We start from the raw sequence: 15,956 nt of genomic DNA, 5'->3' as shown, positions 1-15,956 counted from the left end.
GCAAGGCCATAACGATGATTGGCATCGCTGCCGTCTTCGGCGCGATTTCAATCTTTGCCGCGGATTTCTGGGTGAAAAGCCAGGCCAAGGCCGATGCCGAAGAGAAAACGGCGTCGATCCCGGCGCCCGCCGTCCCCAAGGTTGTCTTCAAGACCATCGTGGTGGCCAACGCGCCGCTGCGTTACGGCATGGAGCTTGACCGGGCGCAGCTCAGCGAAATCCCATGGTCCGAGGATTCGGTGCCGCAGGGCGCGTTCACCACAGTCAATGCATTGCTCGCCGAAGGCAGCCGCGTGGTATTGTCGCCGATCGAGATCAACGAGCCGGTGCTGATCAGCAAATTGTCGGGGCCGAACGGCCGCGCGACGCTGTCCAACATGATGACGCCCGGCATGCGGGCGGTGACAATCCGCACCGACGAGATCGCCGGTGTCGGCGGCTTCGTCATGCCGGGCGACCGGGTCGACGTGGTGCTGACACGCGATGCGGGCGAAATCCAGGAAGTGGCCAAGAACGCGCAGGGCGCTGCCGGATCGACCGTTACCTCCGAGATCGTCGTCTCCGACGCCAAGGTGCTGACCGTGGGGCAGGGCGCCGACGAGCGCCAGACCACACCGCAGATCGCCAATTCCGTGACCATCGAGGTGACGACCGAAGGCGCGCAGAAAGTGGCGCTTGCCCGCACCGTCGGCACCTTGTCGCTGTCGCTCCGCTCGGCCGCCGACGGTGGTGCCGCCAAGGACGGCGTCACCACCATCTCGTCCTTCGGCGGATCGGTCGCCTCCGGCGTCCAGGCCGCTGCCGGCGCGCTGTTCACTGCCGCGACCAAGGAGCCTGAGAAGCCGAAATTCAAGACGATCATCGTGACGCGCGGCACGCAGGTCGAAGAATACCAGGTTCCTGCGCGGGACCAGCAATAACTGCCGGTGGGAACCGGGCGAAGGACGGGACAGATGTCGGGACTTCATGCATTTCAGACGACGAAAGGGCTGCGCCCAATGCGGGCGCTTGCGGTGGGGGCTTGCCTTGCCGCGGCCGTAATGCTCGGCCTCAGCGCGCCAGCCAAGGCCGACAACGATATAGTCCATGTCTCGTCGACAACGAATGCGTCGATCAAGGTGGCCAAGGGCAAGCCGAAGACGGTCATGACCAATGCCGCCTTCTACCAGATCGTCATCGGCGATCCGGAGATCGCCAACGTCAATCCGCTGACCGACAAATCCTTCTATGTGCTGGGCAACAATCTCGGCACCACCGGCATCGCGCTGTTCGACGAGAACAAGCAGCTGGTCGGCACCGTAGACATCGAGGTGACGCTGGACACCGACCAGCTGGCCAGCACCATTCGCGCCAGCGTGCCGGACGCCAAGATCAAGGTCGGCTCGGCCAATGGCCGCGTCGTGCTGTCGGGCGAGGCCGATGACGCGGTCGCCGCCGAGAAGGCAAGCAAGATCGCCAGCCGCTTCTCCGGCAATGAGGAAGTGATCAATTCGGTCAACATCTCGTCCTCGCAGCAGGTTCAGCTCAACGTCCGCTTCGTCGAGATCAATCGCCAGGCCGGACAGGATCTCGGCGCCAAATACAGCGCCAATTTTGCTTACGGCATTGGCGGGCGCGACGTCACCATCGAGCCGGGCTCGGTGCCGGGAGCCGGCAATGGCGAGATCATCGGCCGGCTGCTGTCCAACGGCCTGTCGATCGACGTCGCCATCAAGGCGCTGGAGGAACGTGGCCTTGCCCGGCGGCTGGCAGAGCCGAACCTGATCGCCCGCTCGGGCCAGACGGCAAGCTTCCTCGCCGGCGGCGAGTTCCCGATCCCGGTCTCCGAGGACAATGGCAAGATTTCCGTCAGCTACAAGAAATACGGCGTCAGCCTCGACTTCACGCCGACGGTTCTCAAGGACGGGCTGGTCAGCCTTGACATCGCGCCGGAAGTGTCCTCGATCGATGCTTCGGCCTCCTACAATATCGGCAATATCTCGGTGCCGGGCTTTATCGTGCGCCGCGCCAGGACATCGGTCGACCTGAAGAACGGCCAGAGCTTCATGATCGCCGGCCTGCTGCAGTCACAGAACGACATCACCACGTCGCGTCTTCCCGGCCTCGGCAAGCTGCCGGTGCTCGGCTCGCTGTTCTCCTCCAAATCATATCAGCGGCGCGAGACCGATCTGGTGATCATCGTCACCCCCTATCTGGTCAAGCCGGTCGATCCGTCGAAGAAGCTGCTCGAGCCGACCGACGGCACGCAGCCGGCCAGCAATGTCGACTATTTCCTAAACAACACCGAGGAAGTGAAATCGTCCGACGCCAATCGTGCAGTGGCAATGGCCAGCGGCAGTACGGCACAGCCGGCCGCGGTCACCACCGTCGGGCATTTCCTCGACCTGCCGAAGGATTGAAGCCATGCGCGTGGAACCATGCATCGCCCTGCTGCTCGCCGGCCTCGCCAGCGGCTGCACCAGCGACGACTATATCCGCTCCGAGGGACCGACGATGGCGGCCGGCAACGCACAGGCCGCCAATACGGCCATGCAGATGGTCGATCCCTGGAAATACGGCGTCCAGAACACCAGGCTGCTGGTGCCGGCGCAGCGCAGTGAGGCGGCGGTCAACGCCGCCGACCAGGCTGCTGCCGCCAAGGCAGTGCAACCGACAGCGACAACCGATTGATTTGCCCGGTGATTTGACCGGGAATGACCTGACAGGCTGACAAAATGGCAAGCGGCATAAAGACCAAGAAAATCCTGCTGGTGTCCAGCGACCGGACCTTTGTGCAGGATACGCGCACCGCGTTCGCGGCTTCGGAGGTGATCCAGCTTTCTACCGTTGAGAAGAACATTACCGAACTGCGCGGCGAGGTCCAGGAAGCCGATTTCGGCGCGCTCATCGTCGACATGGATGCGGCAAAGCTGGAAGAGATCGAGTCGCTGCAGCGCATCATGCGCCGGCTTGAAGGCCGCGTTCCGGTGGTCGTCGTCACCCAGGAATTCAACGCAGCCGCGGTGCGTATCCTGGTGCAGCTCCAGGTCGCCGATTTCCTGGTCAAGCCGATCACCACCGCCGATCTGGTGCGGTCGGTCGTGCGCGCGCTGCAAGGGCCGGGGCGCGAGGAAAACACCGAGTCGCAGATCTATACCTTCATGCCGGCCGCCGGCGGCGTCGGCACCACGACGCTGGCGCTGCAGACCGCCTTCCAGCTGCATCATTCGGTGACGCGCGGCGCGTCGACCTGCGTGGTCGACCTCAACTTCCAGCAAGGCGCCTGCGCCGAATATCTCGACCTCGAGCCGCGCTTCGACATCACCGAAATCGAGAACCAGCCCGAGCGCCTCGACCGTCAGCTGCTGGACGTGATGCTGTCCAAGCATGCGAGCGGGCTCTGCGTGCTGGCGGCGCCAACGCATCCGTCGGAAATGCGCTCGTTCAAGACCGATGTCGTGGTGCGCATGCTCGATCTCGTCTCGGCCTATTTCGACAACGTCGTCATCGACATGCCGCGCACCTGGTTTCCGTGGACGGAGACGGTGCTGCTCGGCTCCAACAAGCTCTACATCGTCGCTGAAATGACGGTGCCATGCCTGCGCCATACACAGCGGCTGATCCAGGCGGTCTACGAGACGGCAGGCAAGGAAGTGAAGCCGAACGTGATCGTCAACCGTTTCGAGCAGAAGATGTTCGACAACGGCATCAAGCAGGCGGATGTCCAGGAAATCCTGGGCGAGCATTTCGTCGGCGGCATCTCCAACAATTACCGGCTTGTGCGTGAAGCGGTCGACCGCGGCGTGCCGCTGCATGAGATCGACCCGAACGCCAATGTCGTCAACGATCTGAAGAGGATCATCCTGCCGGAAGAAGCCGTGGTGACGCCGGAGAAATCGCGCTCGCTGTTCGGCATCGGCAGGGGCCTCCTGAAGAGGAAAGCCGGATGACCAGCCGCTTCTCGACCCTGCAGAACCGTGACGTCCGCGCGCTGAAACCGGCCGAGGCGGCGCCGGTCGCGCATCACGCCGTGGTCATCCCGACGAACCGCAAGGCCTTGCCGCCGAAGCCGGAGACAACACCGGGAAAAAGCGCCAACAAGGTGCTCGATGCCCGCGTGCGCATCCACCGGCTGCTGCTCGAGGAAATCAACCTGGTCGCGCTGGAGCGCCTGCCCAAGGATGAGATGCGCCGGCAGGTGCAGGAGTTCGTGTCGGAAAAGACCCGCCAGGAGCGTATGGCGATCAACACCGTCGAACTTGAAGCGCTGGTCGATGACATCGTCGATGAGATGGTCGGCCTCGGCCCGCTGGAACCGCTGCTCAAGGACCCCGACATCAACGACATCCTGATCAACGGCCACCAGAACTGCTTCGTCGAAAAACGGGGCAAGCTGCAGCAGGTCCATATCCCGTTCAAGGACGAGGCGCATCTGTTGCGCATCGTCAACAAGATCGTCGCCGCCGTCGGCCGCCGGGTCGACGAATCGCAACCGATGGTCGATGCCCGCATGCTCGACGGCTCGCGCTTCAACGCCGCCATTCGCCCGGTCGCCGTCGACGGGCCGCTGGTGTCGATCCGCAAGTTTTCAAAGAACAAGCTCGGCCTGCACAAGCTGGTCGAGTTCGGCGCCATCACCCAGAATATGGCCGAGGTGCTGGCGGCGGCAGTCCACGCCCGCAAGACGACCATCATCTCGGGCGGCACCGGCACCGGCAAGACGACGATGCTCAACGCATTGTCAGCCTTCATTCCGGAAGACGAACGGTTGATCACCATCGAGGACGCGGCCGAACTGCAGCTGCAGCAGCCGCATGTCGCGCGCATGGAAACGCGCCCCGCCAACATCGAAGGTCATGGCGAGCTGAAGCAGCGCGACCTGGTCAAGAACGCGCTGCGCATGCGCCCTGACCGCGTCATCCTCGGCGAGTGCCGCGGCGAGGAGGCCTTCGACATGCTGCAGGCGATGAACACCGGCCATGAAGGCTCGATGGCGACCATCCACGCCAACACGCCGCGCGACGCCATTTCGCGCCTCGAGCAGATGCTGGGCATGACCGGCATGCCGATGACGGTGCAGTCGATCCGCAGCCAGATCGCCAGCGCGCTCGACCTTATCGTCCAGCTGACGCGACTGTCGGACGGCAAGCGCAAGGTGACCAGCGTCGCCGAGGTGACCGGCATGGAAGGGGACGTCATCCAGATGCAGGAGATATTCCGCTTCGTGCGCACTGGCATGGAGGCCGACGGCAAGATCCTCGGTCACTACGAGGCGACCGGCATTCGCCCGCGTTTCCTCGAGGACCTGCGCAATATGGGCATTGAATTCCCCGGCAAATATTTCGAACCCGGCCGGCCGCAGGAGTAGCCGGGTGTTCGAGAATTTCAGCCCGATCTATGTCGTTTATGCCGCGGCAGCGCTGACCGGCATCATGATCGCCGAAGGCTGCTATCTGCTCTATGCCGGCCGCAGCGACAAGCGCCTGGCCATCAACCGGCGCATGAAGCTGCAGGAAAACAAGATCAGCCAGGAACAGGTGCTGATTCAGCTGCGCAAGGAACGCGGCCTCGATTCCGGCACGTCATTCTTCTCGCCCGACCGTTTTCGCGCGCTGCGCACGCAGTCTGGCATGGTGATGCCGTTGCCGAAATTCCTGACGATGACGACGGGCGTCGCGCTCGCGATGATGCTCGTCGCGCTCTGGTACGGGCTGCCGCTGTTGCTCGCCATTTTGCTGTTTGTGGTGCTGACAGCGCTGCTGCCGGTGATTGTGCTGCGTTCCAAGCGTGCCCGGCGGGTGAAGCGTTTCGGCGTGCAGTTGCCGGAGGCGCTGGAATTGATCACGCGCGGCTTGAAGGCCGGGCATCCGGTTCCGGTGGCGATCTCGATGGTGTCGCGCGAGATGTCCGATCCGATCGGCACCGAATTCGGCGTTATCTCCGACGAGGTGACTTATGGTTCCGACCTGGTTTCTGCGCTGAATTCACTGTTCGACCGCGTCGGCCAAGAGGATCTGCCGCTGTTCGTCACCGCGGTTTCCATCCAGACGAGTTCGGGCGGCAATCTGCGCGAGATCCTCGACGGGCTGTCGACGACGATCCGCGAACGCGGCAAGCTGCGCCGCAAGGTGCGCGCCATTTCGACTGAGGGTCGTATGTCGGCCTATATCCTGACGGCGGTGCCGGCACTGCTGTTCGCCACCATCATGGTGATGATGCCGCAATTCTATCAGAGCGTCTGGGATGTACCGAAGACGTGGTATCTGCTGGGCGGTTCCGTGACATGGCTGATGCTGGGCAACATCATCATGTTCAAGATGTCGAACTTCCGGTTCTGAGATGGAGCAGATGATCCAGTTTCTTGCATCGCTGGCGCCGACGTCGCTGATGCCGGTAGCCGCGCTGCTGCTGGTGTTGGGTGGCAGCGCGGTGGCATGGCCGCTCGTGGTAGCCAAAGGCGACCGCAACGATCTCAAGCGCCGGCTCAAGATCGACGACAGCAAGACTCCCCAACAGGCCGAGGCGGCGCCGAAGAAGAACCAGAGCGTCGTGCGCGAGAAGGCGGTGAAGCGGGCGCAGGAATTCTACGCCAAGAGCGATCCGGAAAATGTCGCCCGGTTGCGTATGAAGCTGATCCAGGCGGGCTATATGGAGCCGCGCGCGATCGGCACATTCTTCCTGATCCGCTTCGCCTGCCTGGTGGGCGCAACGATCGGCGCGTTCCTGGTCAACCATTGGATGGGCAGCGCCGATTCCACCGCGACCAGCCGCTGGACCTTCATCATCCTGTCGGGAGCCGCCGGCTATTTCGTGCCCGGCCTGGTGCTCAGCCAGAAGGTGCGGGAAAAGATGCGCGAATACCGCAACGGCTTTCCCGACTTCATGGATTTGATGATCGTCTGCTCCGATGCGGGCATGAGCATGGAGGCAGGCATCGAGCGGGTCTCGAAGGAACTGGCCAAGACCTATCCGTCGCTGAGCCAAAACCTGCAGCTGGTGTCGCTGGAACTCAGGGCCGGCCGCAGCCTCGACGATGCCTTGAAGGCGCTCGCCGACCGCCTCAGCTTGGACGAGGTGCGCTCCTTCGCCACGCTTTTGCAGCAGTCGAAGGAACTCGGCACCAGCCTTGCCGGGGCGCTGCGCGTGTTCTCCGACGAAATGCGCCACAAGCGCATGTCGCTGGCCGAGGAGAAGGCACATGCCTTGCCGGCCAAGATGTCGGTGCCGGTGGTGGTGTGCATCCTGCCGGTGGTGCTGATGATCGCCGTCATCCCGATCATCGTCAAAATGACGGCGGTTCAGTAGATACCTAGGGGATTGCCCGGCGGCTTCTTGCGGTTACTCACTCCAACTACGCTTCATCTGGATGTCGAAACCCGGCCGGTTCGGTCGCTCTCCTTCGGCAAAATCCGCAAAGCAAAATGAGTGAGCCGTCCATGCGAATAGTCTTGTGCACCGCTTTCCTCGGCCTGGCCGCCACCAGTCTGTCGCCGGCCTCGGCCGCGGCCGACGATTGCGGCGATGCTGCCGCCCTGGTGCAACAGGCCTATCCCAGGGCCCAAAAGAGCGCAGACGGCGCCTCGTTCACGCTCGAACCCCATACCAGCATCGCCGTGACGCTCCCGGATACGCCGTTTGGCCTCGTCTGCAAGATATGGCCTGCCCATGACGATCTGTTGCTGGTCGCGGTGCCGCTCATCGACAGCAGCCAATCCAGCGACGACGGGCATGTCGGCGATGTCGACCTTCTGGTCGTCGACAGGAAGACCAGGCAGGTGCGCCAGCGCCTGCTCCAGCCCGGGCTGATGACCGATGATGCCATCGCCATCAACAAGGTCGAATTCGATACCGGCCGCTATGGCCTGGCGCCCGGTGTCACCGGCTTTGGCCTGCGCATCCAAATGGCGAGCCATTCGCGGCCCAATCCCTTCAGCGAAACCGACCTGCGGCTCTATGCCCTTGACGGCGGTGATCTGCGCCTGGTGCTCGACGGCATCATCGTGGCCGGTTTTGGCGGCGAAGGCGACACCAATTGCGCAGGATCCTTTCAATCCAGCCGGGTCAGCCTGGCGATGAGCCCGGCGAGACATCACGGCTATCACGACATCACAGTGTTCGAGCGGTTGGACACCGACAATCCGTCTGTCGACAAGAACGGCGAGTGCCAGTCCCATCCCGGAAGGTCCATGAAACGAACCTACCGGCTGCGCTATGACGGCAGCCGCTATCAGTTTCCGGCGGGGCTCAAGTCGATGGAGCCGGACTAGCCCTCGGCTGGTTAATGGCTGGTGTGCCCGAAACCAAATTTTAGGGGCGTTTCAGCACTGAAGTTTAATTGCCCTGTTGTAGTCTGCCTCCTGAAGAACGACCCGGTAAATCGGGCGATTGGGGCCAGGGGCATGCGTCACAGAATTTTCACGGCAATGGCCGCGCTAGCGGCCGTCTTGATGGTCAGCGGCTGTACGACTGAGAACGTCGATAAGACCAAGACCACGTCGATCCAACCGGTGGCAAAAGACGTCAGCACCTCCGACCTTGCGCAAGGCAAGGCGCAGTTCCGCGAGGCCAATTACGGCCTTGCCGAACAGCATTTCCGCAAGGCCGTGGAACTGAAGGCCGACAGTGCCGAGGGATGGATGGGGCTTGCCGCCTCCTATGACGAACTCGGCCGCTTCGACTTCGCCGACCGCGCCTACGACCAGCTTTTGAAGGTTGCCGGGCGCAAGCCGCAGATTGTCAACAATATGGGCTATTCGCAGCTGCTGCGCGGCAACAAGAAGAAGGCGAGGGCGCTGCTCATGGAAGCAAGGGCCGGAATGGCCGACCCGAGCGTGATCAACGCCAATCTGGCGCTGCTCAACAAGGGCTGAGACTCTTCGCGGGGACGGCAGTCGACGCTTTGTAAACCCTGTCGGCAGGTTGCTTTGAAAACCGGCCGAAAACGGTATCTCCGGCCGGTTGCATGCCTATGATGCGCCACAAATCGAGGATCCCAAAGGTTGCCGCTCATCCATGCTGGATTTCAGTTCGCTATTGCTGGCGGCTGCGCTGTCGGGCACATGCCTGAGCGTCACCATGTTTGTGATCTGGTTCACGGCGCCGCGTGCACGCTTCGTGCTGACGGTGGCGTGCGGCATTCTCGTCCTTGTCGCCCACGTCATCGTCTTCTGGCGCTACACGAGGGAGCCCACTCCGTTGCTTTGTCAGGCAGCGTTGGCGCTGCTCAGCCTCGGTTTCCTGGCGCTTTCACTTTCGGCCATGCAATATCTCGGTGTGCGCAACTACAGTCGCGCTGTCCTGCCGGCCCTGCTTGCGATGGCTGTCTGCGCCGGCGTGACCTATCTCGGTTTCGATGGTGTCGGCTTCATCCTCACCTATACGACGGTAACAGTGCTGCTCGCCTCGATCGGGGTGATGTTCTGGATCAAGGGCGGTCAGGATCGCGGCATTCTGCTGGTCGTTTCGGCGCTAAGCGGCGTCTGCGGCGTATCCTTCGGGCTCTGCGGCGCCGTGCTTCTGGTTAAGGGCCAGTGGGTGCTCGGCGTCGCACCCGACAATTGGGCCGAGCGGTTGAATTCGGTCGTGGCGGTCGCCTGCATGACGGCTCTCGGCGCGCTGACGCTGTCGCTGCATCATCTTCAGGCACAGATCGAACTGAAGGCCGAGACTCTGACCGACCCGTTGACCGGGCTGATGAACCGGCGTGCCTTGAACTCGCTCTATGGCGAGCGCGTCTTCGGTCCGTTCATGTCGATCGCCATGTTCGACCTCGATCATTTCAAACGGACCAACGATGTCTACGGCCATCCGGTCGGCGACCGGGTCCTGTGCCGCTTCGCGGCAATCATCAAGAAATATGATCGGGTTGGCGTCGACGCCTTTCGGCTGGGCGGCGAGGAGTTCGCGCTGGTCATGTCGCGGATGCCGCAAGACAAGGCCCATGACCTCGCCAGCAAGATCGGCGTCGCTTTCGGCACGGAAGTGGTGCCGACGCCGCGCGGGCCGTTGCGCAGCAGCGTCAGCGGCGGCATCGGCTTTGGCAAGGAAGACGGCAGCAGCCTCGAGGACGTCCTGGCCGAGGCCGACAAAGCGCTTTACGCGGCCAAGCACGCGGGGCGGAACCGCGTGCTTGTGCTGAACCGGGTAAGCAAGGCCGATGGGCCGGCCTTGCGTTCAGCCTGACAGGCCAGAGTGTCATTCGGCGGCGCCGAGATATTCCGACAGCGGCGGGCAGGAGCAGACGAGGTTGCGGTCGCCGGCGACATTGTCGATGCGCGAGACCGGCGGCCAGTATTTGGCCGCTTTGTCGACATCGCCGGCGGGGTAGGCCGCTTCCAGCCGCGAATAGGGGTGAGTCCACTGGCCGGCAAGGGTTTCGGCCGCCGTGTGCGGGGCATTGACCAGCGGGTTGTCCTCGAGCGGCCATTCGCCCTTCGCCACTTTCGCTGCCTCGCCGGCGATAGCGATCATCGCCTCGCAGAACCGGTCGAGTTCGCGCTTGGGCTCGGATTCGGTCGGCTCGACCATCAGCGTGCCGGCGACAGGGAACGACATGGTCGGCGCGTGAAAACCGTAGTCGATCAGCCGCTTGGCGATATCGTCGACGCTGATGCCGGCGCTCTCCTTGAGCACGCGCGTGTCGAGGATGCATTCATGCGCGATGCGATCGTGCCTGCCCTTGTAGAGAAGCGGGAAGTGCGGCGCGAGCCGCGTCGCCACATAATTGGCCGAGATGATCGCCGTCTCCGTCGCCTGCTTCAGGCCGGCGGCGCCCATCATGCGGATGTACATCCAGGTGATCGGCAGGATGGAAGCGCTGCCGAACGGTGCGGCCGACACGGCATGCGCCGAACCTTCGGTGACATGACCCGGCAGATAGGGTTTCAGATGCGCCCTGACGCCGATCGGACCGACGCCCGGACCGCCGCCGCCATGCGGGATGCAGAAGGTCTTGTGCAGGTTCATGTGGCAGACATCGGCGCCGATATCGGCGGGCCGCGCCAGCGCGACCAGCGCGTTAAGGTTGGCGCCGTCGAAATAGACCTGGCCGCCATGCTCGTGGATGAGAGCGCACAGGTGGCGCGCGCCTTCCTCGTAGACGCCGTGCGTCGAGGGATAGGTGAACATCAGAGCTGCGAGATTCTTGGAATGCTCGTTGGCCTTGGCTCGCATATCGTCCATGTCGATATTGCCGTCCTCCAGACAGCGCACGACGACGACGCTCATGCCGGCCATCGCCGCACTCGCGGGATTGGTGCCATGCGCGGACTGGGGGATCAGGCAGATGGTGCGATGGCCTTCGCCACGCGAACGGTGATAGGCGCGGATGGCGAGCAGGCCGGCATATTCGCCTTGGCTGCCGGCATTGGGCTGCAGGCTGACGGCGTCGAAGCCGGTGATCTGCGCCAGCCAGCCTTCCAGCTCGCCGACCATGGCGCGATAGCCGGCCGAATGGCTGGCCGGCGCGAAGGGATGGAGGTTGGCGACAACAGGCCAGCTGACCGGCATCATTTCGGCCGCCGCGTTCAGCTTCATGGTGCAGGAGCCCAGCGGGATCATGGTGCGGTCGAGCGCCAAATCCTTGTCGGCTAGCCTGCGCAGCAGGCGCATCATGTCGGTCTCGGAGTGGTTTTCGCGGAAAACCGGCTGGGTCAGAAACTCCTTGCCGCGCGGCTTGCCGGGCATCGCGCCGGCCTCAGTAGCGCCGGACTTGGCGCCGAACAGGGCGGCGATAGCCTCGAGATCCGCCTCGGTCGAGGTTTCGTCGAAGGCGATGCTGATGCGGTCGGCATCGATGACGCGCAGCAGCCGGCCACCTTTTTCAGCGGCAGCGGCGATCGAAGCTGCCTTGCCCTTCACTTCGGCCGTCACCGTGTCGAAACGGCTTGAGCCGAGCACGGAAACACCAGCGGTTTTCAGGCCTGCTGCGAGGCCGTTGGCGAGCTCATGAATTCGGGCTGCGATCGCCTGCAAACCAGTAGGCCCGTGCCAGATCGCGTATGCGGTCGCCATGTTGGCAAGCAGCGCCTGCGCGGTGCAGATGTTGGAGGTCGCCTTGTCGCGGCGGATATGCTGTTCGCGCGTCTGCAGGGCGAGGCGATAGCCGGGACGGCCCTTGCTGTCGATCGACTGGCCGACGAGGCGGCCGGGCATCAGCCGGGTCAGCTTGTCGGAGACGGCGCAATAGGCGGCGTGCGGGCCGCCAAAGCCCATCGGCACGCCAAAGCGCTGCATCGGGCCGACGGCGATGTCGGCGCCAAGCCTGGCCGGCGCTTCGGTCAGCGTGAGCGCAAGCGGATCGGCGATGAAGACGACCACGGCGCCGGTGGCGCGAGCCTTCTCGATCGCCGCCTTGTGATCGCCGTAGACGCCAAACGTGTCCGGCCAGGAGACCAGCAGGGCGGCGGTGTTGTCGTCGATGGTCTCGCCATCGATCTCGATGCCGAGCGGCTCGGCGCGGGTGCGCACGACGTCCAGCGTCTGCGGATGCGGCGTGCCGGCCAGCGCCACCTTGGTGCGCTTGTCGCGGTGATGGCGCAGCGCGATGCCGACCGCTTCGGCCACCGCCGTCGCTTCGTCGAGCAGGGAGGCCGAAGCCACCGGCAGGCCGGTCAATTCGGTGACCAAGGTCTGGAAGTTGAACAGCATTTCCAGGCGGCCCTGGCTGATCTCGGCCTGGTAGGGCGTATAGGCGGTGTACCAGGCCGGGTTCTCGAACAGGTTGCGCTGGATGACCGGCGGCACATGGACGCCGTGATAGCCGGCGCCGATGAAGCTCTTCAGCACCCTGTTTTTTGCCATGGTCGCAGCCAATTCGGCCAGCGCTTCGGCTTCGCTCGCCGGCGCGGGAAGGGCTAGCGGCAGATCGAGGCGGATCGACTGCGGCACGGCCTGGCTGATCAGCGTCTCGACGGAGGGAACGCCGATCACGGCAAGCATGGCTCTGACGTCGTTTACATCAGGACCGATGTGGCGGGCCGAGAAGGGGGTAAGTGCTGCGCTCATGGCAATAGGTCCTGATGTCAACCGATATGGGCTTTGTAGGCGGCCTCATTCATGAGGCCTGCGAGTTGGCCTTCGTCGGCGAGCTTCATCTTCCACAGCCAGCCGTCGCCGGTCGCAGCGGAGTTGACCAGCGACGGGTCCGAGGACAGCGCGCCGTTGGCGTCGGTGATCTCGCCATCAACCGGCGCATAAACATCGGATGCCGCCTTGACGGATTCGACGACCACGGCGGTGTCGCCCTTACTGAGTTTGGTGCCGATTTGAGGCAGTTCGACGAAGACGAGATCGCCAAGCTGTTCCTGCGCATAGTCGGTTATCCCGACGGTGGCGATGCCTCCCTCGACGCTCAGCCATTCGTGATCTTGTGTGAAATAGGTTTTTGCCATCGGAATTATCCTTTGCGGTAGCGATGAGGAGTGAAGGGCAAGGAACTGATATCGACCGGGATTTTCGTCCCGCGAACGTCGGCGAACAGTTTCGTGCCCGGCTTGGCCAAGGCCGTTGACACATAGCCCATGGCGACGGGATGGCCGGCCGACGGGCCGAAGCCGCCTGATGTCACGTAGCCGGCCGGATCGCCGTCGGCATCGAACAAAGCAGCGCCGGCGCGCACCGGCTGGCGGCCGTCCGGCTTCAGGCCGACGCGCTTTTGCGACGGCCCGCGCTCCAGGATGGACCGCAGCGCATCGGCGCCGATGAAGGACCCGCCGGCGCGGAGATCTTTGGGGATCGCCCACATCAGGCCGGCACTCGCCGGATCGATCTCCGGCGTGATGTCCTGGCCGTGCAGGCACAGGCCGGCCTCCAACCGCAGCGAGTCGCGGGCAGCAAGGCCGATCCACAACACACGCTCGTCCTCGAGCAGTTTCGTGACCAGAGCGCGCGCATCCGCCTCCGGCAGGCCGATCTCGAAGCCGTCCTCGCCGGTGTAGCCGGAGCGGCTCATGAACCAGTTTTGCTTCGGCTCGATGCCATGCATGAACAAGAGCGAGCCGGTCTCGATGCCGGCGCGGGACAAGGCAGCCCAGGCTTCCGGCCCCTGGATCGCCAGGAAGACGCGGTCGAGCGCATCGACTTTGACGTCGAAGTCCGCGGCCAGCGCACGCAAATGCTTCTCGTCCTCGACCGCATTCCCGGCGTTGGCGACCACCATGAAGCGCTCGGCGCCGAGCCGGGTGACGATCAGATCGTCGATGATCCCGGCGGCCTCGTTGAGGAAGAAACTATATTTGGACTGTGAAATCTCAAGCGCGCCGGCATCGAGCGGACTGGCGCGGTTGAGCAGTGCCGCAGCGCCCGGTCCGCTGACAGCGAACAGCTTCATATGCGAAATGTCGAACAGGCCGGCATGTTCGCGGGTGTGAAGGTGCTCCTTCATCACGCCGGCCGGATAGGTCAGCGGCATCGACCAGCCCGCAAAGGCGCCAAAGCGTGCGCCGGCGTGCAGATCTTCGAGAGGAAGGTGTTTGGTGTCGTCGCCCGTCATGTCATCTCCAGAGTCGCACGCAATCGGCCGCTGCTGGCGACCAGTCCGTGCCCCTCTGTCTGAAGCCTGAGAGACTCGCGCAACCGGAACTCTGTCGGCGACGCTTACACCTTCGGCGCGGGGGCAAGCCCCGACTTTCCAGAGTGTCTTTCCCGTCTACGGTTCTTTTGCCTGAGAGATTTCGGGCGATTTCCCCTTCGGCGGCAGCTCGCGCTGCTCTCTCCCGCAAACAGGTAGGACTCAAAACTTAAGCCCTCGACGCGCCATCCATAGCTTGTCGGCGACACCTTGTCACCTGCCAGCGACACGTAAAGCGCGTCGTCTTTACAGTCTTCGCTAACCACGCCGTTTGCCGGTTTTTCAAGACAATGGCGATATTCTGGGCTGACGGTTTGGCCGGCAATTGCGTTGGGCACGGCGGATGGGGATTGACAGATGGGCGAACGGATCGGGAGCGCGCCGGTGGTGGGGCTGGCCTCGAAGGACCGCATCACGGCGGAAGATGTGGTCATGCTGCGTCGCGAAGTGTTCGCTGACGGCGTGGTGACGCGCGGCGAGGCTGAAGCACTGTTCGCGCTCGATGCGACAGCGACGGACAAATGCCCGCAATGGCCTGAATTCTTCGTCGAGGCCGTTACCGACTACATCGTCTACCAGGAAAAGCCGGCAGGCTATATCTCTGAAGACAATGCCGGTTGGCTGATCCAGACCATCTCGCGCAACGGAATGGTCGACAGTGTGACCGAACTGGAGCTGCTGGTGCATGTGCTGGAAAGGGCGAAATCATCGCCCGGCCGGCTCTCCGCCTATGCGCTCGAGCAGGTCGCCAACGCGGTGGTCGACGGCAAGGGACCACTGATGCTCGGCGGCGCGCTGGTCCCCGGGCTGGTCGCCAAGGCAGAGGTCGATCTGTTGCGCCGCATTCTCCATGCCTATGGCGGCGACGGTAACATTGCCATCACACGGGTTGAGGCCGAGGTGCTGTTCCAGATCAACGAGCAGACCGCAGCGGCCCACAACGACCCGTCCTGGAACGACCTGTTCGTCAAGGCGCTCGCCAATTTCGTCATGTGTTCGGCCGGCTACGAAGCGCCGACGCGCGATGTGGCGCTGCGTCGTGACAGTTTCTTGGACCAGGCCGAGCCCGAAATTGGTGGCTTCTTCAGCCGCATGGTGTCGGGCGGACTGGCCGGCATCATGGAAGCCTATCGTTCGCCCGGCGATATCGAGGCCGAATGGGAGTCGAAGAACCGTGCCGCCGAGGCACTCGCGCGCCGCGCCGAGACGATCGACGCCAGCGAGGCGAAATGGCTGGCCGATCGCATCGGCACCGACCGCCCGCTGCGTGACAATGAACGCGCGCTGCTGACGCTGATCAAACTCGCCTCGCCCGAGATACATCCGGCGCTCAAGCCGCTGCTCGACAAGGTTGCTTAAGCCGCGCCGTTTTCTGCGACCGTTTTGCAGAGGACGATATTGGAGTGTC

At 63.5% G+C, this 15,956-nt stretch carries 14 protein-coding genes and 1 riboswitch; of the genes, 11 read left to right on the top strand and 3 right to left on the bottom strand.

Annotated elements, in window-relative coordinates; translation table 11 throughout:
* Positions 1 to 14: 14 nt before the first annotated feature.
* The 10 genes from cpaB (at position 15) to NKK52_RS11805 (ending at position 10,161) form a co-directional block, all read left to right on the top strand.
* Positions 15 to 920: a Flp pilus assembly protein CpaB gene (gene cpaB, locus NKK52_RS11850; RefSeq protein WP_023681601.1), complete on the top strand. Its 906-nt coding sequence runs from the start codon at positions 15 to 17 to the stop codon at positions 918 to 920.
* A 78-nt stretch (positions 921 to 998) separates the two neighbouring features.
* The gene (locus NKK52_RS11845) at positions 999 to 2,399 is read left to right on the top strand and encodes a type II and III secretion system protein family protein (RefSeq protein ID WP_031193121.1); all 1,401 of its coding nucleotides are present in this window, start codon (positions 999 to 1,001) and stop codon (positions 2,397 to 2,399) included.
* A 4-nt stretch (positions 2,400 to 2,403) separates the two neighbouring features.
* Positions 2,404 to 2,670 carry a hypothetical protein gene (locus NKK52_RS11840; RefSeq protein WP_023681598.1) on the top strand — a complete coding sequence of 89 codons (267 nt, stop codon included), beginning with the start codon at positions 2,404 to 2,406 and terminating at the stop codon, positions 2,668 to 2,670.
* Positions 2,671 to 2,714: 44 nt separating this feature from the next.
* Positions 2,715 to 3,929 (top strand): CpaE/TadZ family protein, encoded by a 1,215-nt coding sequence (locus tag NKK52_RS11835; RefSeq protein ID WP_023681597.1) that lies wholly within the window; start codon positions 2,715 to 2,717, stop codon positions 3,927 to 3,929.
* On the top strand, positions 3,926 to 5,347 hold the full coding sequence (locus NKK52_RS11830) for a TadA family conjugal transfer-associated ATPase (protein ID WP_023667600.1): 1,422 nt from the start codon (positions 3,926 to 3,928) through the stop codon (positions 5,345 to 5,347). Before NKK52_RS11835 ends, NKK52_RS11830 begins: the two co-directional genes overlap by 4 nt.
* 4 nt (positions 5,348 to 5,351) lie before the next feature.
* Entirely contained in the window at positions 5,352 to 6,317 is a 966-nt protein-coding gene (locus NKK52_RS11825) for a type II secretion system F family protein (RefSeq protein ID WP_023681596.1), read from the top strand.
* 1 nt (position 6,318) lies between these two features.
* Positions 6,319 to 7,284 (top strand): type II secretion system F family protein, encoded by a 966-nt coding sequence (locus NKK52_RS11820; RefSeq protein WP_023681595.1) that lies wholly within the window; start codon positions 6,319 to 6,321, stop codon positions 7,282 to 7,284.
* Positions 7,285 to 7,415: 131 nt separating this feature from the next.
* Positions 7,416 to 8,246: a PA3715 family protein gene (locus NKK52_RS11815; protein WP_031193122.1), complete on the top strand. Its 831-nt coding sequence runs from the start codon at positions 7,416 to 7,418 to the stop codon at positions 8,244 to 8,246.
* 132 nt (positions 8,247 to 8,378) lie between these two features.
* On the top strand, positions 8,379 to 8,849 hold the full coding sequence (locus NKK52_RS11810; protein WP_023681594.1) for a hypothetical protein: 471 nt from the start codon (positions 8,379 to 8,381) through the stop codon (positions 8,847 to 8,849).
* A gap of 142 nt (positions 8,850 to 8,991) precedes the next feature.
* Complete coding sequence (locus NKK52_RS11805; RefSeq protein ID WP_023681593.1) at positions 8,992 to 10,161, top strand: GGDEF domain-containing protein; 1,170 nt, start codon at positions 8,992 to 8,994, stop codon at positions 10,159 to 10,161.
* 12 nt (positions 10,162 to 10,173) lie between these two features.
* On the opposite strand, the gene gcvP is transcribed toward NKK52_RS11805, so the two are convergent.
* From gcvP to gcvT, 3 genes are read right to left on the bottom strand one after another with little or no spacing between them, the layout of a single operon-like run.
* Positions 10,174 to 12,984 carry an aminomethyl-transferring glycine dehydrogenase gene (gene gcvP, locus NKK52_RS11800; protein ID WP_023681592.1) on the bottom strand — a complete coding sequence of 937 codons (2,811 nt, stop codon included), beginning with the start codon at positions 12,982 to 12,984 and terminating at the stop codon, positions 10,174 to 10,176.
* 17 nt (positions 12,985 to 13,001) lie between these two features.
* Complete coding sequence (gcvH, locus tag NKK52_RS11795) at positions 13,002 to 13,370, bottom strand: glycine cleavage system protein GcvH (protein WP_023681591.1); 369 nt, start codon at positions 13,368 to 13,370, stop codon at positions 13,002 to 13,004.
* A gap of 5 nt (positions 13,371 to 13,375) precedes the next feature.
* Positions 13,376 to 14,470 (bottom strand): glycine cleavage system aminomethyltransferase GcvT, encoded by a 1,095-nt coding sequence (gcvT, locus tag NKK52_RS11790; RefSeq protein ID WP_023681590.1) that lies wholly within the window; start codon positions 14,468 to 14,470, stop codon positions 13,376 to 13,378.
* A 149-nt stretch (positions 14,471 to 14,619) separates the two neighbouring features.
* Positions 14,620 to 14,706, bottom strand: a riboswitch (glycine riboswitch).
* Positions 14,707 to 14,905: 199 nt separating this feature from the next.
* Between gcvT and NKK52_RS11785 the strand changes: the two genes are divergently transcribed.
* The gene (locus tag NKK52_RS11785) at positions 14,906 to 15,907 is read left to right on the top strand and encodes a hypothetical protein (protein WP_023681589.1); all 1,002 of its coding nucleotides are present in this window, start codon (positions 14,906 to 14,908) and stop codon (positions 15,905 to 15,907) included.
* Positions 15,908 to 15,956: the final 49 nt, after the last annotated feature.

It is taken from the genome of Mesorhizobium sp. C277A, assembly GCF_040324395.1.
Taxonomy (GTDB): domain Bacteria; phylum Pseudomonadota; class Alphaproteobacteria; order Rhizobiales; family Rhizobiaceae; genus Mesorhizobium.
The sequence above is the reverse complement of the archived record's forward strand: the minus strand, read 5'-3'. Positions and strand labels throughout refer to the sequence as shown.